The organism is Brevibacterium sp. SMBL_HHYL_HB1 (assembly GCF_018208375.1).
GTDB lineage: Bacteria > Actinomycetota > Actinomycetes > Actinomycetales > Brevibacteriaceae > Brevibacterium > Brevibacterium intestinavium.
In genome coordinates this window covers 2909031-2928753 of record NZ_CP062936.1, presented here as the reverse complement: position 1 = coordinate 2928753, position 19723 = coordinate 2909031, and the positions used below count along the sequence as shown (strand labels likewise).

At 65.9% G+C, this 19723-nt stretch carries 14 protein-coding genes; 11 read left to right on the top strand and 3 right to left on the bottom strand.

Annotated elements, in window-relative coordinates; translation table 11 throughout:
* The first annotated feature begins 94 nt into the window (after positions 1 to 94).
* The 10 genes from IG171_RS13535 to IG171_RS13490 all read left to right on the top strand — a co-directional run bounded on the left by IG171_RS13535 (position 95) and on the right by IG171_RS13490 (position 12603).
* On the top strand, positions 95 to 2323 hold the full coding sequence (locus IG171_RS13535) for a S9 family peptidase (protein ID WP_212127924.1): 2229 nt from the start codon (positions 95 to 97) through the stop codon (positions 2321 to 2323).
* Between the two features lie 264 nt (positions 2324 to 2587).
* Complete coding sequence (locus tag IG171_RS13530) at positions 2588 to 3568, top strand: ABC transporter substrate-binding protein (protein ID WP_212127923.1); 981 nt, start codon at positions 2588 to 2590, stop codon at positions 3566 to 3568.
* A gap of 134 nt (positions 3569 to 3702) precedes the next feature.
* Positions 3703 to 4686 (top strand): ABC transporter permease, encoded by a 984-nt coding sequence (locus IG171_RS13525; RefSeq protein ID WP_212127922.1) that lies wholly within the window; start codon positions 3703 to 3705, stop codon positions 4684 to 4686.
* A 5-nt stretch (positions 4687 to 4691) separates the two neighbouring features.
* A complete protein-coding gene (locus tag IG171_RS13520; RefSeq protein WP_212127921.1) occupies positions 4692 to 5483 on the top strand; it encodes an ABC transporter ATP-binding protein in 792 nt (263 codons plus the stop codon).
* Positions 5484 to 5677: 194 nt separating this feature from the next.
* Entirely contained in the window at positions 5678 to 6235 is a 558-nt protein-coding gene (locus IG171_RS13515) for a TetR family transcriptional regulator (RefSeq protein ID WP_212127920.1), read from the top strand.
* The gene (locus tag IG171_RS13510) at positions 6232 to 6591 is read left to right on the top strand and encodes an SMR family transporter (protein ID WP_249203694.1); all 360 of its coding nucleotides are present in this window, start codon (positions 6232 to 6234) and stop codon (positions 6589 to 6591) included. The genes IG171_RS13515 and IG171_RS13510 overlap by 4 nt, the downstream gene beginning before the upstream one ends.
* Positions 6588 to 6902, top strand: coding sequence for an SMR family transporter (locus IG171_RS13505; RefSeq protein WP_212127919.1), 315 nt, complete (start codon positions 6588 to 6590; stop codon positions 6900 to 6902). The genes IG171_RS13510 and IG171_RS13505 overlap by 4 nt, the downstream gene beginning before the upstream one ends.
* 421 nt (positions 6903 to 7323) lie before the next feature.
* Positions 7324 to 9468, top strand: coding sequence for a BCCT family transporter (locus IG171_RS13500; RefSeq protein ID WP_212127918.1), 2145 nt, complete (start codon positions 7324 to 7326; stop codon positions 9466 to 9468).
* Between the two features lie 17 nt (positions 9469 to 9485).
* Positions 9486 to 11057, top strand: coding sequence for a choline-sulfatase (gene betC, locus IG171_RS13495; RefSeq protein ID WP_212127917.1), 1572 nt, complete (start codon positions 9486 to 9488; stop codon positions 11055 to 11057).
* Between the two features lie 145 nt (positions 11058 to 11202).
* Positions 11203 to 12603, top strand: coding sequence for a TIGR01777 family oxidoreductase (locus IG171_RS13490; protein ID WP_212127916.1), 1401 nt, complete (start codon positions 11203 to 11205; stop codon positions 12601 to 12603).
* Between the two features lie 135 nt (positions 12604 to 12738).
* Here the strand turns inward: IG171_RS13490 and IG171_RS13485 are convergent, their stop codons facing one another.
* Positions 12739 to 13968 carry a cobalamin-independent methionine synthase II family protein gene (locus tag IG171_RS13485; protein ID WP_212127915.1) on the bottom strand — a complete coding sequence of 410 codons (1230 nt, stop codon included), beginning with the start codon at positions 13966 to 13968 and terminating at the stop codon, positions 12739 to 12741.
* An 817-nt stretch (positions 13969 to 14785) separates the two neighbouring features.
* On the bottom strand, positions 14786 to 17170 hold the full coding sequence (purL, locus tag IG171_RS13480) for a phosphoribosylformylglycinamidine synthase subunit PurL (protein WP_212127914.1): 2385 nt from the start codon (positions 17168 to 17170) through the stop codon (positions 14786 to 14788).
* A gap of 200 nt (positions 17171 to 17370) precedes the next feature.
* Here purL and IG171_RS13475 point away from each other — a divergent pair, with 200 nt between their 5' ends.
* The gene (locus IG171_RS13475) at positions 17371 to 18336 is read left to right on the top strand and encodes a rhodanese-related sulfurtransferase (protein ID WP_212127913.1); all 966 of its coding nucleotides are present in this window, start codon (positions 17371 to 17373) and stop codon (positions 18334 to 18336) included.
* 6 nt (positions 18337 to 18342) lie between these two features.
* Here the strand turns inward: IG171_RS13475 and IG171_RS13470 are convergent, their stop codons facing one another.
* Positions 18343 to 19365, bottom strand: a complete 1023-nt coding sequence (locus tag IG171_RS13470; RefSeq protein WP_212127912.1) for a DUF1731 domain-containing protein — start codon at positions 19363 to 19365, stop codon at positions 18343 to 18345.
* Positions 19366 to 19723 lie beyond the last annotated feature (358 nt).

The following is a 19723-nucleotide window of genomic DNA, read 5'->3' as shown; positions in this document are numbered from 1 at the left end:
TTGTCGCCTCGGCTGCGTGACCACAAACGGACGCCGCACGGCTGCCCCGTACTCGCGGCGACGGCCATCGCGCGTGAGTGACTAGGCTGTGGCCATGACTGTTTCCGATTCTGCGAACATCGCTCCCGCGGCGGGCACTGCGCCGGTTGCGAAGAAGATCCCGTTCGAGCGCACCCATCACGGCCACACGTTCATCGACGACTACGAGTGGATGCGTGAGAAGGAATCGCCCGAGGTCATCTCCCACCTCGAGGCCGAGAACGCCTGGACGAAGTCACAGACGGCTCACCTCGATCGGCTGCAGGAGTCGATCTTCACCGAGATCAAGACCCGGATCAAGGAGACCGACATGTCCGTGCCCAACCGGCGCGGCGACTACTGGTACTTCTCCCGCACTCGGGCCGGACTCGACTACGGAATCAGCGTGCGCGTGCCCGTTGCCGGGCCCGAGGACTGGACCCCGCCGGAGGTCGGCGAGGACGAGCTGGCCGGTGAAGAGGTCGTCTTCGACTCGAACATCGCCGCCGAGGGCCAGGACTTCTTCTCGCTCGGCTCGTTCTCCCTGTCCGACGACGGCCGGTGGCTCCTCTACGGAGTCGACACCACCGGCGACGAGCGATACACGCTGCGACTGCGCGACCTCTCCACCGGCGACGACCTCGAGGACACCATCGAGGGCACCTTCGCCGGAGCCTGTCTCGACCCGAGCGGCCGCTACGTCTTCTACACCACCGTCGACGATGCTTGGCGCCCGGAGAAGGTGTGGCGCCACCTCGTCGGCACCGACAGCGCGGAAGACGTCTGCATCTTCGACGAACCCGATGAGCGCTTCTTCGTCGGCACCGGGTTCTCCCGCTCGGGCCGGATCCTATTCGTCGTCACCGGGTCGAAGACCACCACCGGCTACTGGAGCATCGGCGCCGATGACCTCGAGGCCGAACCGCAGCCCGTCTGGCCACGCGAAGAGGGGGTCGAGTACAGCGTCGAGCACGCCGTGGTCGGCGGTGAGGACCGGTTCCTCATCACCCATAACCGCAACCGCGCCGACTTCGAACTCGTCGACGTTCCCGCCGCCGACCCCACCGCGGACCCGCGGCCGGTGATCGCCGAGGTCGCAGGTCTGCGCATCGAGGACGTCGACGCCTTCGCCGACTTCATCGCCATCAGCTACCGCCGAAGCGGATTCGCTCGAGTGGGAATCGTCCGGCTCGACAACGAGTCCTCCTCTCCTTTCGCCGCTGTGCAGGAGCTGCCCTTCGGCCGGGAGACCGGAACGCTGCTGCCGGCAGGCAATCCCGAGTTCGCCCAGACGAGCATCCGCCTGCTCTTCACCTCGATGTCCACACCCTCCGTGCTCTACTCCCACAGCGTGGCAGACGGCACTGACACCGTGCTCAAACGGCAGCCCGTGCTCGGCTCCGTCGACCTCGACGCCTACGCGGAGACTCTGCTGTGGGCGACCGCCGACGACGGCACACAGGTGCCGATCTCGGTGGTCTACCGCGCCGACCTCCACCGCCTCGCGGGCGACGAGGCCACGGCCGCCGCGATGACTGAGACCACGGCCGCCTCGGCGCACGAGGAGCCCAGGCCGGTCGAACCCGCGCCGCTGGTCCTCTACGGATACGGCTCCTACGAAGCGAGCATGGACCCGTACTTCTCGGTCTCCCGCCTGTCGCTGCTCGACCGCGGGGTCGTCTTCGCCATCGCCCATGTCCGCGGCGGCGGGGAGATGGGCCGCCACTGGTACGACCAGGGCAAGACCACGTCGAAGAAGAACACCTTCACCGACTTCATCGCCGTCGCGCGTCACCTCGTCGACACCGGCTGGACGAGTCCCGAATCGCTCGTGGCCACCGGCGGATCGGCCGGCGGGCTGCTCATGGGTGCGGTGGCGAACATGGCGCCCGAGCTGTTCGCGGGAATCAGCGCGCACGTGCCCTTCGTCGACCCGCTGACCTCGATCCTCATGCCCGAACTGCCGCTGACCGTCATCGAGTGGGAGGAATGGGGCGATCCGCTGCACGATGCGGAGGTCTACGAGTACATGCGCTCGTACTCTCCCTATGAGAACGTCGCCGAGGCGGCCCATCCGAAGATCTTAGCCGTGACCTCGCTCAACGACACCCGGGTCCTCTACGTCGAACCCGCGAAATGGGTGGCGCGGCTGCGCGAGGTCGGTGCAGAAGCTCTGCTCAAGACGGAGATGGTCGCCGGGCACGGCGGTGCCTCCGGCCGCTATGACGCCTGGAAGGAGACAGCGTTCGACTTCGCCTGGATGCTCGATGTGCTCGGACGATCGGACGTCGAGATCGAGCCCTGATAGGACGTCTGTCGCGTCAGATAACGATACTGGGACGATTGTCTCCAAAACCCCCAATCGGCACCCGGTGTCAGTGCCGGGCCATAGAGTGGATATCATCACATTCGAAGTGATGTACGTCATGGCCTCAGAACGGTCTGAGCTCTGACGCCGCATCACCGTCTGCGCGGCCACCACTCCATCGCCTGCGAGGAGCGGCGGCACCGGCGCGCAGAATCCGTGACGGATCCGCACCAGCGGACCGATGTTTCAAAGGGGAGAAGCATGCGTCTCAGGAAAATGGCCACAGCGATGGCAGCGCTCGGTTCGATACTCGCGGTTTCGGCCTGCTCCGGCGGCGGCGACGGCGGAGGCGGTGAGGAGGACTCGTTCAAGATCGGCATCTCGCAGCTGGTGCAGCACCCGGCGCTCGACGCCGCCAGCGACGGTTTCAAGAAGTCCTTCGAGGACGCCGGGGTCGAGGTCGAATGGGATGAGCAGAACGCTCAGGGCGAGCAGGCCAACGCCACCTCGATCGCGCAGACCTTCGCGAACGGGGACTTCGACCTCGTCCTGGCCGTGGCCACCCCGGCCGCGCAGGCCGCGGCACAGGCGATCACGAACGTGCCGGTGCTCTTCACCGCCGTCACCGACGCCGAGGAGGCCGGACTCGTCGACACCAACGACAAGCCCGGCGGCAACGTCACCGGCACCTCCGATCTCAACCCGGTCGATGAGCAGCTTCAGCTGGTCAAGGAGGTCAAGCCCGATGCGGAGACCGTCGGCATCGTCTACAGCTCCGGTGAGGTCAATTCGCAGGTGCAGGTCGATCTCGCGAAGGAATCGGCCAAGGAGCTCGGAATCGAGATCAAGGAGGCGACGATCGCGAACTCGAGCGAACTGGCCCAGGCCGTCAACTCGCTCGGCAAGGTCGACGCCTACTATGTGCCCACCGACAACAATGTCGTCTCGGCCGTATCCACCATGGTCCAGGCGGCCGAGAAGAACAAGGCCCTGCTCGTCGGCTCCGAGGCCGGACAGGTCGAGCAGGGGGCGGCGATCACCCGCGGCATCGACTACACGAAGCTCGGTGAGCAGACCGGGCAGATGGCGCTGAAGATCCTGCAGGACGACCAGAAGCCCGCCGATCTGCCCGTCGAGACCAGCTCGAACCTCGAACTCGTCGTCAACCCGGAGGCCGCGAAGTCCCAGGGCGCCGAGGTTCCGCAGGATCTCATCGACGAAGCCGACAACGTCATCGAGTGACCGCTTCGGTCGGGCCGAACCATCGGTCCGACCGAAGCGCGCTGCGCCTGAGACGGCCGCCCCGAGGTGGTCGGCAGCCCTGCCGACCACCTCGGGCCACCACGAACCACCACACACCATATGAACGGAAACCCATGTTCGGAGCACTGGAACTCGGGCTCATCTACGGCGCGATGGCGCTCGGGGTCTATCTGACCTTCAAGGTCCTCAACTTCCCCGACCTCACCGTCGACGGAAGCTTCACCACGGGCGGCGCCACCGCGGCGTCCCTCATCATCGCCGGAGTCAACCCCTTCCTGGCCACCCTCGCCGCGATCGTCGCCGGACTCATCGCCGGCTACATCACCGGTCTGCTCCACACCAAGGGCGGCATCGACGGACTGCTCGCCGGCATCCTGACCATGATCGGCCTGTGGTCGATCAACCTGCGGATCATGGGGAAGGCGAACCTGCCGCTGCTGCGAGAGGATACCGTGTTCACCCCGCTGCGGGAGAAGATGTGGCTGGGCACCTGGGTCTCGATCGCGATCCTGCTCGCCTTCGCCCTCATCCTCAAATTCGCCATCGACTGGTTCCTCACCACCGATCTGGGACTGGCGATCCAGGCCACCGGCAACAACAAGGAGATGATCCGCAGCCTCGGCGTCAACACCGACAACTCGACGATGCTCACCCTGGCGCTGTCGAACGGATTCGTCGCCCTCTGCGGGGCACTGGTCGCCCAGTACCAGGGCTTCTCCGACATCAGCATGGGCATCGGACTCATCCTCGTCGGTCTGGCCTCGGTCATCCTCGGCCAGGCCGTGCTCGGCAGCCGCAACATCGTCATGGCCAGCCTCGGCGCGCTGCTCGGCTCGGTCCTCTACCGCCTGATCATCTTCCTCGCCCTGCGGGCAGGACTGGACACCAACGACATGAAGCTGACCACCGCGCTGCTGGTCGTCGTCGCCCTGCTGCTGCCCAGGTGGGGCCTGCTCAAACGGATCCCCTCGCTGCGCGGACGCGGAAATCGCGCCGCCTCGGCGGTGCCGCAGGGGACGACGGACATGAAGGACCCCGCGGAGATCGCCGACGTCCCGACCAGTACGGCCGGTGCCGCAGCCGGGAAGGAAGGCTGAGGACCATGCTCAAGATCGACGACATCTCCAAGACGTTCTTCCCCGGCACGGTCAACGAGCGCAAGGCTCTGCAGGATCTGTCGCTGGAGCTCGAGGAATCCGATTTCGTCACCGTCATCGGATCCAACGGTGCCGGCAAATCGACCCTGCTCAACACGATCTCCGGCCGACTTCCCATCGACTCCGGCTCGATCAGGATCGACGGCGCCGAGGTGTCGCGGATGCCCGAGCACCGGCGTGCGAAATATCTCGGCCGGGTGTTCCAGGACCCGATGGCCGGCACCGCGCCCGACCTGACGATCGAGCAGAATCTGTCCCTGGCCCTCAAGCGCGGTCAGTCCCGTGGGCTGGGACGGGGAACCACCTCGGCGCGGCGCGAGCACTTCAAGGACGAACTGGCCACACTGGAACTCGGTCTCGAGAACCGACTGAAGACGAAGGTCGGGCTGCTCTCGGGCGGTCAGCGTCAGGCGCTGAGCCTGCTCATGGCCGGATTCACCCAGCCGCGGATCCTCCTGCTCGACGAGCACACCGCGGCACTCGATCCGCAGCGGGCGGCGCTGGTGACAGCGCTGACGAAGAAGATCGTCGAGAACGACGGGTTGACCACGCTGATGGTCACGCACAATATGGAGCAGGCGATCGCGCTGGGCAATCGGCTGATCATGATGCACGAGGGGCGGATCATCTACCAGGCCACGGCCGAACAGAAGAAGGACCTGACCGTCGAGACCCTCCTCGGCGAGTTCTCGAAGCTCAAGGGCGCGAGCCTGGGGGACCGGGCGCTGCTCAACTGAGCTGAAGCGCACTTGAGCCGGGCTCCCAGCTGAGCCGAGACGCAAGGGCGGTCCGCATCGAGGGGATGCGGACCGCCCTTCGCTGTGCGCCGTCACGATCCCGGACCGGAGACTCGACCGGCGGGAAGGGAGCGGGCCCGGCCGGCGGCTCCCGGGCTGGCATACTTTACCAACCGGTTGGTAAAGTAGCGACCATGGCAACAAGCGCAAGGGAAAGGATTCTCACGGCGGCGAAGACCCTCGCCGAGTCCCACGACTCGGTGCAGGGAGTGACGATCTCGCTCGAATCGGTCGCCTTGCAGGCAGGGATCACCAAACCGGGGCTGATGTACCACTTCCCGTCCAAGGAGGCGCTCATGCTCGGTCTGGTCGACCATGCCGCCGAACACTGGTCGTGGCTGCTCCGCAACCACACGGGAAGGGCGAGCGAGGAACTGAGCAGCTTCGACCGGCACCGAGCGTATGTCACCGTGGCGACCACTGCCGAAGTCTCTCGCGCCGACTACTGGATCTTCTCCGACGCGCTCTACCACCCGAAGCTCGCCCAGTCGTGGAGCCGGCATCTCGCGCCGTGGTTCGACACCACCGGCCTCGATGCGCACGCGAGATCCCTGCTGACCGCTGCCCGCTTCTGCGCCGACGGTGCGTGGATGTCCGAGGCCACCGGCGTCTTCCCCTCCGACGACCTCGCCGCTGTGCGCGATCATGCGCTCGGGCTCATCGATGCCGCAGAGAAGGAGGTGGCGGAGTGAACCCGTCCAGGCTGCTGCTGCTCATCGGCGCCATCCTCGCCGAGGTGGCCGCCACCCTGATGCTGCGCGCCTCCGTCGTCGACCCGATCTGGATCCCCGGGGTCGTCGTCTTCTATGCCCTGGCGTTCTTCCTCCTCGGCCTCACGCAGCGGATCGGTATGCCGCTCGGTGCCGTGTACGCGACCTGGTCGGCCAGCGGGGTCGCACTCGTCGCGATGCTCGGCCTCGTGTTCTTCGGCGACGGACTGGGCCTCGGTGCGATCATCGGCATCGTGCTCATCATCATCGGCGTCATCCTCGTCGAGGCCGGAAGTCCCGAAGAATCCGCGACAGCGGAGACGGAGGCGAGCGAATGAGCTGGCTGTGGCTGTCCCTGTCCATCCTCAGTGAGGTCGCCGGCACCCTCTGCCTGCGCGCGAGCGCCGGACTGCAGCGCAGGATCTGGTTCATCCCGGTGGCCATCAGCTACACCGCGGCCTTCATCTTCCTCGGTCGCACTCTGGCAGCGGGGATGCCGCTCGGCGTCGCCTACGGGCTGTGGGCCGCCTGCGGTGTCGCTCTCGTCTGCCTGCTCTCACGCGTGATCTGGAAGGACCCGCTGACCCGGCGGGCACTGATCGGCATCGGACTCATCGTCATCGGAGTCGTCCTCGTCGAAACGGGCTGAGGCTCCTGCGGGCCGGAAGGTCTCGTGCGACTCACGGGCGGCTCACTCCCGGATCCGTGAATCAGCGGATTCCTTTGAGAACTCCGCGGGAGCTGTTATCGTCCTCAACTATGGCCTGTTTCGGATTCGTCGACCCCCATCGCCGCGGTGTGTCGGCTCCGAATCGTGTGCGCCCGAGCTGCGGCTTCGCCGACGACTCCTGGGAAGCGGCAGCCATCGGCTGGTGGGGAGGAGAGCCCTAGACGCCACCGCCGATCCGCAGATCCACTGCCCGATCGACGATCGCCGGCCTGCTCCACCTATTCGGCGCATCTGTCCCGATGAGGTTTCCGGACCTCATCGGGTCATGGCGTGTGTGCCCACTCCGGCGGTCTCCGATCGGCTGACAGTTGCCCTGGCAGTCAAATGAGAGAGCCGACAGATGACAGACGATTCCATCAGCACATCCGGGCAGACACCGGACCACTCCGATCCGAGAACGACCGACCACACACCGGATCAGCCCGGTCAGATACCGTCCGACCCGGCACACTCCGAACCGGCCACGACCGAATCGAACCCCGCCGCCGGCCGCCGCGCACCCCGCGAGAGGATCAAGGCCGACGCCCGCCGGGTGGGCGCCGAGACCAAACGCGTGGGCCGAGAGACCGGCCGCAGCCTCGGCAAGCTCGACTACAGACGACCGCGCGTACCGGATTCGTCCGAGGCCGAGCAGCCGAACGCCAACTACCCGCACGACACCCATCCGATCCTCGTGCCCGGCATCGCCATCGACGAGCAGCGGAGGCACTACTGGCTGGACCGAGTCATCTTCGCGATCGCCGGATCGCTCACCGTCGCCTTCGTCATCTGGGGCATCTCGAGTCCCAGCAGCGTCGCCGAGGTCGCGCAGGCCGCCTATGACTGGGCGACGCTCAACGTCGGCTGGTTCTTCAACCTCGTCGCCATCATCGTGCTCGTGGCCCTCCTCATCCTCGCCTTCTCGCCCTACGGCAAGATCCCTTTGGGCAAGGACGGTGAGAAGTCCGAATTCAGCACCTTCTCCTGGGTGGCGATGCTCTTCGCCGCGGGAATCGGCATCGGCGTCCTCTTCTTCGGGCCCTCGGAGCCGCTGACCTACTTCATCTCCCCGCCTCCGCTGACCAACGATCCGGAGACCACCGAGGCGCTCCACGGAGCGATGGCCCAAACCTACTTCCACTGGGGCTTCCACGCCTGGGCGATGTACGCCCTGGTCGGCGGCGCCATCGCCTATGCCGCCTACCGCCGAGGCCGCTCCCTGCTGCTGTCGTCGATCTTCGTCACCCTCTTCGGCAAGCGGCAGACCGAGGGCTTCGCCGGCAAACTCGTCGACATCTTCGCCATCGTCGCAACCCTGTTCGGAACCGCCGCCGCCCTGGGCATCGCGGCCATGCAGATCGGCACCGGAGTGAGCATCGTCTCCGGTGCGGGGCCGATGACGAATGCCATGCTCGTCGTCATCATCCTCGTGCTCACCCTCGGCTTCATCATCTCCGCGGTCTCCGGCGTCTCCCGCGGGATCCGCTACCTCTCGTCCATCAACATCGTGCTGACCGTCGGCATCGTCGGGCTCGTGCTGTTCCTCGGACCGACCCTGTTCCTGTTCAATCTGCTGCCCTCGGCGCTCATGGAGTACTTCGGTTCGCTGTTCGACATGATGGGCCGGTCCCTGTCCTGGGGCAACGAGACTCAGGAGTTCCAGTCGGTGTGGACGGTCTACTACTGGGCCTGGTGGATCTCCTGGTCGCCGTTCGTCGGCACCTTCATCGCCCGCATCTCCCGCGGTCGCTCCATCCGCCAGTTCATCCTCGGCACGATCTTCATCCCCTCGACCCTGCTCTTCGTCGCCTACGGCATCATGGGCGGCACCTCGATCTCGATGTATCGGTCCGGTGCCGCCGGGTTCACCGACAGCATGGAGGCTCCCGAGGTCTTCTTCGCTCTCATCGACAACCTGCCCTACGTCGAATGGCTGCCCTTCGTCGCGATCATCGTCCTCGCGATCTTCTTCATCACCTCGGCCGATTCCGCCTCGGTGGTCATGGGCATGCTCACCAGCCGCGGTGATCAGGAACCGAAGAAATGGGTCGTCGTCTTCTGGGGCCTGGTGATGTCGGGAATCGCCGTGGTGATGCTCCTCCTCGGCGACGCCAGCGCCCTCGAAGGGCTGCAGCAGCTGGTCATCGTCACCGCGGTGCCGTTCGCGCTCGTCATGCTCTTCATCATCCTCGCCTGGTTCAAGGAGCTGCGCACGGATCCGCGTGCGCTGCGCCGGCAGTATGCGCTCAATGCGGTGGACAACGCCGTGGTCACCGGCGCCGACGCCTATGGCGACGACTTCGCGCTCCAGGTCGTGCCCACCGAGCCCGGGGACGGCGCCAACGGCGGAATCGACTCCGAGCACGAGGACTACACCGGCTGGTACCAGCGCACCGATGAGAACGGCGAGCCCGTCGGCTTCGACTACGGGACCGGCCGCTGGGCCGACGGCTGGAGCCCGGATTCCGATGCCGACACCGAACCCGACACCGCCCCCAGTTCCTGAACCAGAGAGGATACCTCATGACCACCCCGAACATCGTCGTCATCCAAGCCGATCAGATGGCCGCCCAATCCCTGGGCGCCTATGGAGATCAGGCCGCGCTGACACCGAACATCGATGCTCTGGCCGAGACCGGAGCCGTCTTCGACCGCGCCTACTGCAACACGCCCCTGTGCGCCCCTTCCCGGGCGTCGATGATGACCGGTCGGATGCCCTCCGAGGTCGACTGCCTCGACAACGGCGACGACTTCGCCGCCTCGGTGCCGACCTTCGCCCACCGCCTGCGGGGTCTCGGCTACCACACGGCGCTCATCGGCCGCATGCACTTCATCGGCCCCGACCAGCACCACGGCTTCGAACAGCGCCTGAGCACCGACGTCTACCCGGCCGATCTCGACATGGTTCCCGACTGGAACCGGCCGCTGGACGAGAAGCTGCAGTGGTACCACGAGGCCGACCCCGTCTTCACCGCCGGCGCGGCCACCGCGAACGTCCAGCAGGATTTCGACGACGAGGTGATCTTCAAGACCCTGCGCCACCTCAACGACCGGAAGCGAGCGAACCAGGCGGCTGGGACCGACCAGCCGTTCCTCATGGTCACCTCGTTCATCCACCCGCACGATCCCTACGAACCGCCGAAGGCCAACTGGGATCGATTCGCCGAGGAGGCCATCCCCGATCCCGCCCATCCCGAGGTTCCCGATGCTGCCGTGGACCCGCACAGCCACCGACTGCGCACGATGTGCGGCTTCGACCAGCGGGATCCGGGGATCGAGGATGTGCGCCGGGCCCGCAGGGCCTACTATGCGGCGGTGAATTACATCGACGACCACATCGGAGCGATCCGGAGGAGACTCGAGGAGCTCGATCTGGCGAAGAACACGGTCATCATCGTCACCAGCGATCACGGGGACATGCTGGGGGAGAAGGGGCTGTGGTTCAAGATGTCGCCCTACGAACGCTCCTCCCGAGTGCCGCTCATCATCGACGGCCCCGCCGATGTGGTCACACCCGGCCGCTATGCCAACCCCGTGAGCCTCATCGACCTCGCCCCGACCCTGCTCGAGATCGCCGGCTGCGGTGATGCCTCGGCGGGGGAGTCGGGCTCGACCCTCACCTCGTCGGTGGGAGACGGGCTGGCCGGAACCTCGCTGCTCGAATCCGCCCGGCGGGAGGCCGCTGGGGAACAGGGGCCGACGGACCGGGACGTCGTCATCGAATACTTCGCCGAAGGCACCTACCGGCCGCAGGTGACGTTGGTCCGCGGCGACTGCAAGCTGACTCTGTGCCCGGGAGACCCGGAGCTGCTCTTCGACCTGTCCGCGGACCCGGACGAGCTGAGCAATCGTGCCGGAGACCCCGCCTACGCTGAGACCCTGGCCGCGATGCGCAGCGAACTCGAATCTCGCTACGACCTCGAGCGTCTCGAGGACCATGTGCTCGATTCGCAGCGCAGCCGACAGCTCGTCGCCGATGCGCTCAAACTCGGTACGGTCCGCCACTGGGACTTCGACCCCGAGCCGGAGCACGGGTATGTGCGCGGGGACTTCTGGTCCGCCTTCCGCTTCGGCAAGATTCCCGCCGCCGACTGAGCCGCCGGCGGCACCGGACGGTGTCAGTTGCCCGCCCGCCGGAGGTCGCCGGCGGGCGGGCAGCGAGTGAACTCTTTCGGAGTCGGGCGAGTCGCAGGTCACACTCTCAGGCTGGGGTGGCATGATTCCCAGTAGGAGGGATGTCATGACCATCTTCGAATGGACATCTGAAGTTCCGCTCGGCGCCGAGACCACCTATCACTGGCATGCTCAGCCAGGAGCCCTCACCCGGCTCTCACCCCATTGGGCGCAGGAGATCGTCGAGGAGAGCTACCCTCCGATCGCCCCGGGCTCGGTCGCGCAGGTCAGGACCAGTGTGCCCGGCACCTATGGTCTGCTCCGGCGCCCCTTCACCGCCGTGCATTCCGAGGGCCCGTCGCGGTTCTCCTTCGTCGATGAACTCAAGAAGGGTCCGCTGAGCCAGTGGAAGCACACGCATGAGTTCAGCTCCGTCGCGGGCGGAACGAAGATCGACGACTACGTCGAATACGCGATGGCGCCGCAGGGCTTCGACGTCATCGACCGCGGCCTCAGCCGCTACCTCGAAGCCACCTTCGAAGCCCGGCATCGGCGCATGCTCATGGACATCGACTTCCTCGAGAGCACGAATGCGCCCCTGGTGACGAGGAAGAAGGGGAAGAGGATCCTCATCGCCGGCGGCAGCGGACTGATCGGGCGACAGGTCGCTGCCCTGTTCTCCACCGCCGGGCACTTCGTCCGCCTGCTCGTGCGAGAGACCCCGAAGTTCCCCTACGAGGTGCACTGGAACCCCGATCTCGGGATCCTCAATCCGCGTGATTTGGCCTGGGCGGATGCGGTCGTCCACCTCGGCGGGCGATCGATCGCCACGCGGTTCACGAAGAACGTCAAGAACGAGATCTGGTCCTCACGCATCGATTCGACCCGGCTGCTCGCCGAAACCATGCGCGGCCTGCCCGAGGCCAAACGGCCCTCGGTCTTCGTCTGCGCCTCGGCCGTCGGCTACTACGGGTCGAAGGCGGACGAACCGGTTGACGAGACCGGGCCGCCCGGGGACGGGTTCCTCGCCGAGCTCTGTCAGGAATGGGAGAAGACGGCGGCCGGGGTCGAGGACGCCGGAATCCGACGGGTCTCGATCCGCACCGGGGTCGTGCTCAGTTCTCTGGGCGGTCTGCTCAGACTGCAGGCGCCGCTGTTCCTCGCCGGTGCCGGCGGACGGTTGGGCAGCGGCGAGCAGGCCCTGGCGTGGATCTCGCTCGACGATGTCGCACGTTCCTATGTGCATGCCGTCCTCTACGACTATGTGCGCGGACCGGTCAACGCCGTTGCCCCCGAGCTCGTGTCACAGGCGGATTTCGCCGAGGCGCTCGCCGCCCACCTGCGCAGGCCCGCGTGGGTCCCGACGCCCGGATTCGTCACTGAGCTCATGCTCGGCCGGGACGGGGCGAAGGAGTTGGCTCTGGCCGATCAGAAGGTGGTGCCGGAGAAGCTGCAGGAGACCGGATACCAGTTCGCCCACCCCACGCTCGCCGAATGCTTCGACGAGGAGCTGGGCAGCGGAGCGTGAGATCGGTCCGCTGCGCGTCGGCCGGAGGCGGAGGAGCGCGTGGGTGCCATCGACTCGGGCGATCGGGAGGACCGATACGACAGTCCCTCCGTCCGGCAACAGGGCCGAGCGGAGGGGACTGGACGGTGAGTCGGGTCAGAAGCGCTTCGCGGCGAGTTCAGCGCCTTCGGTCAGCGACTGCAGCTTCGCGATCGCGATCTCCGGGTGGATGCGTCCGCCCAGGCCGCAGTCGGTCGAGGCCACGACGTTGTCGGGTCCGACCAGCTTCGCGAAGCGCTCGATGCGGTCGGCCACGAGCTCAGGGTGCTCGACGACGTTCGTGGCATGGGAGACGATGCCGGGGATGATGTATTTGCCCTCGGGCAGCTTCTTCTCCTCCCAGATCCGCCATTCGTGTTCGTGGCGGACGTTGGCGGCTTCGAAGGTGATGCCGGCGGCGTTGATCGTCAGGACCTGATCGACGATCTCGGCGAATGGGAGGTCGGTCACGTGCGGTCCGTGCCAGGAGCCCCAGCAGGTGTGGATGCGGACCTGGGCCGGGTCGATGCCGCGCAGCGCATAGTTGAGCGCGTCGATGCGGACCTGGATGAACGCCCGGTAGTCGTCGTAGGACGGCTCGGGGTTGATCTGGTCGAAGTTCTCGGCCAGTGAGGGATCGTCGATCTGGACGGTCAGGCCCGCCTCGGTGATGGCGAGGTACTCCTCACGGAGGACATCGGCCCATGCCCAGATGAACTCCTCATCGGTCTTGTAGTACTCGTTGGCGACACGCGAGGCCGAGCCGGGGGAAAGCGCATTGATGTAGCCGTCGTGCTCATCGTATCCGGCGGCGGCCAGGCCGGCCTTGAGGTTCGCGATGTCCTGGACGACTGCCTTCTGGCCGATGTAGCTGATCGGCCCGGTGGCCTTCGGGAACTGCGGCTGTGCTCCGGTGTCAGCACCAGCGTTGGCGTCAGCATAGACGTTCGGGAACAGGTTGCGATCTCGGCGGTCGGAGAAGCTCGTCAGGACAATATTGCCGGGCGTCGACCGGTTGGCGGGCTCTTCGAAGATGTTGCGGTCGTGGAGCTCGAGCCCGCCGGTGCGGGCGAAGGAGTAGTGCCACCAGGCACCGTAGTCGAAGTCCGCAGCCATCGCGTGGCCGTACTCGCCGTCGTTGGGCAGCGAGATGCCGAGGTTCTTCTGGCGCTTGACGAGATCGGCGACGCTGGCGGCCAGCAGCTCGTCGAACTCCTTCTCCTGGGCATCGGAGACGCTTTCGCCGGCGAGCCGTGCGGTGTTCTGTGCCTGCTTGACCTTGTTCGCTTCGATGAGCTCGGGGGTCCTGGGCAAGGATCCGGCATGCGAGGTGCGGATGGTGGTCATGGAAGACTCCTCTGGTCGATCGTCGCGTGCTCGAGCGGGCGATGGCCGGGCCACGGCACGCACCCGGTTGCTTGTGTGTTCAGCCAATCACATCGGTCGTGGCGAGGCGGCGACCGGTGTCATCTCGGGTAACGTGCGAGATGCTCGCTGTTCGACTGCTGTCCGCGCGGACCGTGAAAGAGAAGGTCGTGAGTGACGCGAGTCGTGGTCTCGGAAGACAGTCCTGTGACAGCCCCTGGTGGGCTTCAGCCCATGGCCTCTCATTCAATGAAGGATGTTACCGACACCAATCGCCCAGTGGCCGCGCTGCTAGGTCGTCGATCTCGGCCTCATCGAGGATGTGTCGGCGAACGAGAATGAGCAGTCCCTGTCGACGATCTTCAAACACCGCTCGTCGGCTGTCTTCCGGGAACTCAGCGATGTCACCGGCTGAAGGACCACAGCTGGGCAGCGGGGCGGCTTCGTCTCCGGCTGCGGTCGCCCGCTTCGCTCTCCCACGTGGGCGGAGAAGGTACCAGAGTCCCATCAGTGCGCAGGCCCATGGTGGAATCAACGTGAACGTTGCCACCACTGCTGTCGTCTCACTGCGCGAATACGCGGCAGCGAGTGCGACAGCACTGAGCAGTATGTGGACAACAGCCAGTGCGATACCAGCTCGGTCGCGTTGTTCGTTCCCTCTGCTGTATGCGCTGTGGACGGTGAAAGAAGGCGCATCCCCAGAAGAAGCCGACGCCAGAGATGATCAGGGCATCGAGCGGACCAGCCACCGCCGGTCCTGCCCGCGCCCACAGGCCCCGCCTCGAAACGTGTGTCGAACTTACACGGTGCCTTCGACCGCGGCTTCGACCGCTGAGCCGAACACCTTCGGCAGCGTCGCCTCGTGCGTCCGGCTGAGTTCGTCGAGACCGATGGTGAAGTGGTCGACCACATCCAGCGACGGTGCCTCATCTCCGGCGTCGGTCATGCCGATGCGCACGAAGGGGAACCGGCGGGCGGTGCACATGTCCTTGAATCGGACCTCCTCGGACCTCGGCACGGCGACGATCGCACGAGCAGTCGACTCGGAGAACAGTGCGGTGAACACGTCGACGCCGTCACGCTCGCACACCTCGTCGAGCCAGATCCGAGCTCCCGTGTCGAAGCGCAGGCATGATTCGACCAGCGCCTGCGACAGGCCGCCCTCCGACAGGTCGTGGGCGGCATCGATCATGCCGTCGCGAGAGCTGTTGATGAGGATCTCGCCGAGTTCCTTCTCCGCTTCCGGCTTGTACTGCGGAGGAACGCCGCCGAGGTGGCCGGCCGTGACCTCGGCCCAGGCCGAACCGTCGAGCTCGGCCTCGGTGGTGCCGAGCAGGTAGATCGTCTGGCCCGGTTCCCTCCAGCCGCTCGGGGTCGCGCGGGTGACGTCGTCGAAGACGCCGAGCACGCCGACGACCGGAGTCGGGTGGATGGCCACCCCTCCGGTCTGGTTGTACAGGGACACATTGCCGCCGGTGACGGGGATGCCCATGTCCTGGCAGGCACCGGCCAGCGACTCGACAGCCTGGGCGAACTGCCACATGATCTCCGGGTCCTCGGGGGAGCCGAAGTTGAGGCAGTCGGTGACCGCACGCGGGATGGCCCCGGCAGTGGCGACATTGCGGTAGGCCTCGGCCAGGGCCAGCTGTGCGCCGCGAGCCGGATCGAGGTAGCTGTAGCGACCGTTGGCGTCGGTGGCGATGGCCACGCCGAGGCCGGTCTCCTCGTCGACGCGGATGACGCCGGCGTCATCGGGGAAGGCCTGCGCGGTGTTGCCCTGCACGTACTTGTCGTACTGAGAGGTGATCCAGTCCTTCGATGCCAGATTCGGCGAACCCGCCAGCGCCAGCACCGTCGACCGCAGCTCATCGTCGGAGTTCGGACGCGCCAGGCCTGCGGCGTCGACGGTGTTCGCGGCCACCTCGGCGGTCCATGACGGCTCGGTCATCGGACGCTCGTACACCGGCCCGTCGTGGGCGACCGAGCGCGGAGGCACATCGACGATGACGTCGCCGTGCCACTCGATGACGAGACGGTCGCCGTCGGTGACCTCGCCGAGGACCGAGGTCTCGACCTCCCACTTGCCGACGATCCGTAGGAACTCGTCCAGGCGATCCGGCCTGACGACGGCCATCATCCGCTCCTGCGACTCCGACATGAGGATCTCCTCGGGAGTGAGGGTCTCATCACGCAGGAGCACGTCGTCGAGGGCGATGTGCATGCCGCCGTCGCCGTTGGATGCCAGCTCCGAGGTGGCGCACGAGATGCCTGCGGCGCCGAGGTCCTGGATGCCCTCGACGACTCCGGCGCGGAAGAGCTCGAGGCAGCATTCGATGAGCACCTTCTCTGCGAAGGGGTCGCCGACCTGCACAGCCGGGCGCTTCGAGGGCTTCGTGTCGTCGAAGGATTCGGAGGCGAGGATCGAGGCACCGCCGATGCCGTCGCCACCGGTGCGGGCGCCGAAGAGGACGACCTTGTTGCCCAGGCCCGAGGCATTGGCCAGACGGATGTCGTCATGGCGAAGGACACCCACGGCCAAAGCGTTGACCAGGGGGTTGCTCTGATAGACGGAGTCGAAGACGGTCTCGCCGCCGATGTTCGGCAGACCCAGTGAGTTTCCGTAGTTGCTGATGCCGGCGACGACACCGTGGACTACGCGAGCGGTGTCCGGGTCGTCGATGGCACCGAAGCGCAGCTGGTCCATCACTGCGACCGGGCGGGCGCCCATGGAGATGATGTCGCGGACGATGCCGCCCACGCCGGTGGCCGCGCCCTGGTGGGGTTCGACATAGCTGGGGTGGTTGTGGGACTCGACCTTGAATGTCACGGCCCAACCGTTGCCGATGTCGACGACTCCGGCGTTCTCACCGATGCCCACCAGCAGGTGCTTCTTCATGTCCTCGGTGACTTTTTCACCGAACTTCGAGAGGTGGACCTTCGAGGACTTGTAGGAGCAGTGTTCGGACCACATGACCGAATACATCGCCAGCTCCGCCGAGGTGGGACGGCGCCCGAGGATCTGCTTGATCTGCTCGTATTCGTCGGCCTTGAGGCCGAGATCGGCGAAGGGCTGTTCGACGTCGGGGTTCGCGGCTGCGAACTCCACTGTCTCCTTGACCTTCTTCGAAGTGTTCTGCGGGGAATCGACCTGCGTGGAATCCGCAGAGCTGAGGTTTGACGACATGTCCTCTTCGGGGCCCTTTCATACGACACGGCACTCAGGGCAATCTTAGCTGTGTCCGCGCTCGGCGGGCGAAGTGCGTTCACGATGGGCCGCCTCGCACATCCGCCTCGGCGAGGTCGATGCGCCGCCCGCCTCGGGCGGCACCTCGCAGGCGGCGGTGGAGAACGGCGGCCGATGACGGCCCGCTTAGAATGGGAGTCATGGCAACTCCCAAGATCGTCCTGTTCTACGTCTTCACTCCATTGGCCGACCCCGAGGCGGTCAAACTGTGGCAGCACACGCTGGCCGAGAGCCTCGGGCTCAAAGGCCGCGTCATCGTGTCGAAGGACGGCATCAACGCGACAGTGGGCGGAGACGTCTTCGACGTCAAGCAGTACGTGCGGGCCACGAAGTCCTACGCCCCGTTCAAGAAGGCCGATATCAAATGGTCCAACGGACAGGGCGATGACTTCCCGCGCTTGAGCGTGAAGGTCCGGCCGGAGCTCGTCACCTTCGGCACCCCCGATGAGATCAAGGTGACCGACGACGGCGTCCAAGGCGGAGGCGAACACCTCAAGCCGGGAGCGCTGCACAAACTCCTCGACGAACGCGGCGATGACGTCGTCTTCTTCGACGGCCGCAACGCGATGGAGGCCCAGATCGGGAAGTTCCGGGACGCCATCGTCCCCGACACGAACACCACCCGCGACTTCATCGCCGAGATCGAATCCGGCAAATACGACGATCTCAAGAACAAGCCGGTCGTCACCTACTGCACGGGCGGAATCCGCTGCGAGGTCCTATCCGTGCTGATGAAGAACCGCGGTTTCGAAGAGGTCTATCAGCTCGACGGCGGCATCGTCCGCTACGGTGAGACCTTCGGCTCCTCCGGCTACTGGGACGGTTCCCTCTATGTCTTCGACAAGCGCATGCACGTCGAGTTCGGCGAGAACGTCGAATCGATCGGGCACTGCGTCTCCTGTGAGGCGAAGACTCCGGAATTCGTCAACTGCGCGAATCTCGCCTGCCGCAAGCAGTATCTGCGCTGTGCCGAGTGCACGGACAGGGGGCTCCAGTCCTACTGCACCGACTGCGTCGAGCAGAACACCACCGCCGAAGCAGACAACCGCGCTCAGGTGCACACCCCCGCCGAGGCGGTCGCGCCCGTCGAGGCGGTCGCGGGCTGATCGGGTTCAGCGCAGCAGACTCTTCGCGGCCGCTTCGATATCGGTCCATCGGAAGTCGAAACCGGCAGCCGTCAGCGTCTCTGGGATGACCCACCGGCTCTTGAGGACGAGCTCTGACTCCTGCCGGAGGACCGCCATGCCGATTTCGAGCAGCCACCGAGGTGCAGGAATCCCGACCGGCATGCGAACGGCCCGGCGCAGAGCTGTCATGAGCCGAGCATTGTCTGTCACTCCGGGGCTCGAGATATTGATCGGACCGGTCAGGCCGCTGTGGGTGTCGATGAAGCGGATCGCTCGGATCACATCGTCGATGTGCACCCAGCTGAAGCGCCGCCGCCCGTGCGTGGCCGGATGACCTGTCCAGACCCTCGGCCCCGAAGGGCGCGGCCCGATGCCGCGATAGCGCTGATGAGGGAACCAGCGACCTTCGAACTGTGGCCCACCGACGCCGAGGCGGGCCGCCATGGCGAGAATATTCAACGCGGCCCCGTCGCCGAGCACAATGGCCATACGCAGGGCCGCCCGCCTGGTCTGCGGCAGATCGCCGGCGAAGAATTCGTCCTCCCAGCCGCGTGCGACATCGACCGAGAAACCCTCGCCGAGGTCTCCGTCGGACTCGGACTGGGGACGGTCCATGGCATGGCGATAGATCGTCGCCGTACCTGAGTTCAGCCACAGACGGGGAGGCTCCGAGGCGGCCCGAACCGCATCAGTGAGCATTCGGGTCGTGAGGATCCGCGAATCCCAGATCTCCTGCCGGTTCCGATCGGTGTATCGGCATCCGACACTGCGGCCGGCGAAGTTGACGAGCAGATCGCTTCCGTCGATGAGTTTCGCCATCCGTGTCGGGTCGTCCCACGAAGCATCATTGGCGCCAGGCGCGCGGCCGATGGTGCGAGTCTCGTAGCCCCAATCGCTCAGCGCGCCGAGCAGGTTCCGGCCGATGAACCCGGATGCGCCGGCGACGACGGCGATCGGCGCATGGGAGCGAGGCACCGAGGAACGCTCGGCAACAGAGTGCTTGATCATGCTCGAACGGTAACACCGCTGAAGGGCTCGCTTTCAGCTGCTCGTCCACCCTTCTGCTCGGCGATATCGGTGGCAGGACGGGCACCGACGGAGATGAATACAGCTGCTCTGCAATGCGGGCAGTGGTCATGTGGTGGGGCTCACGTGGTGGGGGTGGGGTTTGGAGTTGCACGACGCTTCTGGTCTGGTCTAGAGTTATATCTCGTTGCCCCGCCGGGAACATGGTTCGAAGAACAGGGTTTCTGCCGGGTCTGACCAGGACGAACACGGGTTCGGTCCGGGTTGGGTTGTGGGGTGGCGATATTTGATGCGGATGCCCCCAGTGTACGTGGCCTTGTGTGGGTTGCGGTGATGGGTG

What these genes read in the sequence shown, in the direction of transcription:
- IG171_RS13535 (WP_212127924.1), top strand. Translation starts at nt 95, where the DNA reads ATGACTGTTTCCGATTCTGCGAACATCGCTCCCGCGGCGGGCACTGCG.
- IG171_RS13485 (WP_212127915.1), bottom strand. Translation starts at nt 13,968, where the DNA reads ATGACCACCATCCGCACCTCGCATGCCGGATCCTTGCCCAGGACCCCC.
- IG171_RS13525 (WP_212127922.1), top strand. Translation starts at nt 3,703, where the DNA reads ATGTTCGGAGCACTGGAACTCGGGCTCATCTACGGCGCGATGGCGCTC.
- IG171_RS13520 (WP_212127921.1), top strand. Translation starts at nt 4,692, where the DNA reads ATGCTCAAGATCGACGACATCTCCAAGACGTTCTTCCCCGGCACGGTC.
- IG171_RS13515 (WP_212127920.1), top strand. Translation starts at nt 5,678, where the DNA reads ATGGCAACAAGCGCAAGGGAAAGGATTCTCACGGCGGCGAAGACCCTC.
- IG171_RS13475 (WP_212127913.1), top strand. Translation starts at nt 17,371, where the DNA reads ATGGCAACTCCCAAGATCGTCCTGTTCTACGTCTTCACTCCATTGGCC.
- purL (WP_212127914.1), bottom strand. Translation starts at nt 17,170, where the DNA reads ATGTCGTCAAACCTCAGCTCTGCGGATTCCACGCAGGTCGATTCCCCG.
- IG171_RS13470 (WP_212127912.1), bottom strand. Translation starts at nt 19,365, where the DNA reads ATGATCAAGCACTCTGTTGCCGAGCGTTCCTCGGTGCCTCGCTCCCAT.
- IG171_RS13505 (WP_212127919.1), top strand. Translation starts at nt 6,588, where the DNA reads ATGAGCTGGCTGTGGCTGTCCCTGTCCATCCTCAGTGAGGTCGCCGGC.
- IG171_RS13500 (WP_212127918.1), top strand. Translation starts at nt 7,324, where the DNA reads ATGACAGACGATTCCATCAGCACATCCGGGCAGACACCGGACCACTCC.
- betC (WP_212127917.1), top strand. Translation starts at nt 9,486, where the DNA reads ATGACCACCCCGAACATCGTCGTCATCCAAGCCGATCAGATGGCCGCC.
- IG171_RS13490 (WP_212127916.1), top strand. Translation starts at nt 11,203, where the DNA reads ATGACCATCTTCGAATGGACATCTGAAGTTCCGCTCGGCGCCGAGACC.
- IG171_RS13530 (WP_212127923.1), top strand. Translation starts at nt 2,588, where the DNA reads ATGCGTCTCAGGAAAATGGCCACAGCGATGGCAGCGCTCGGTTCGATA.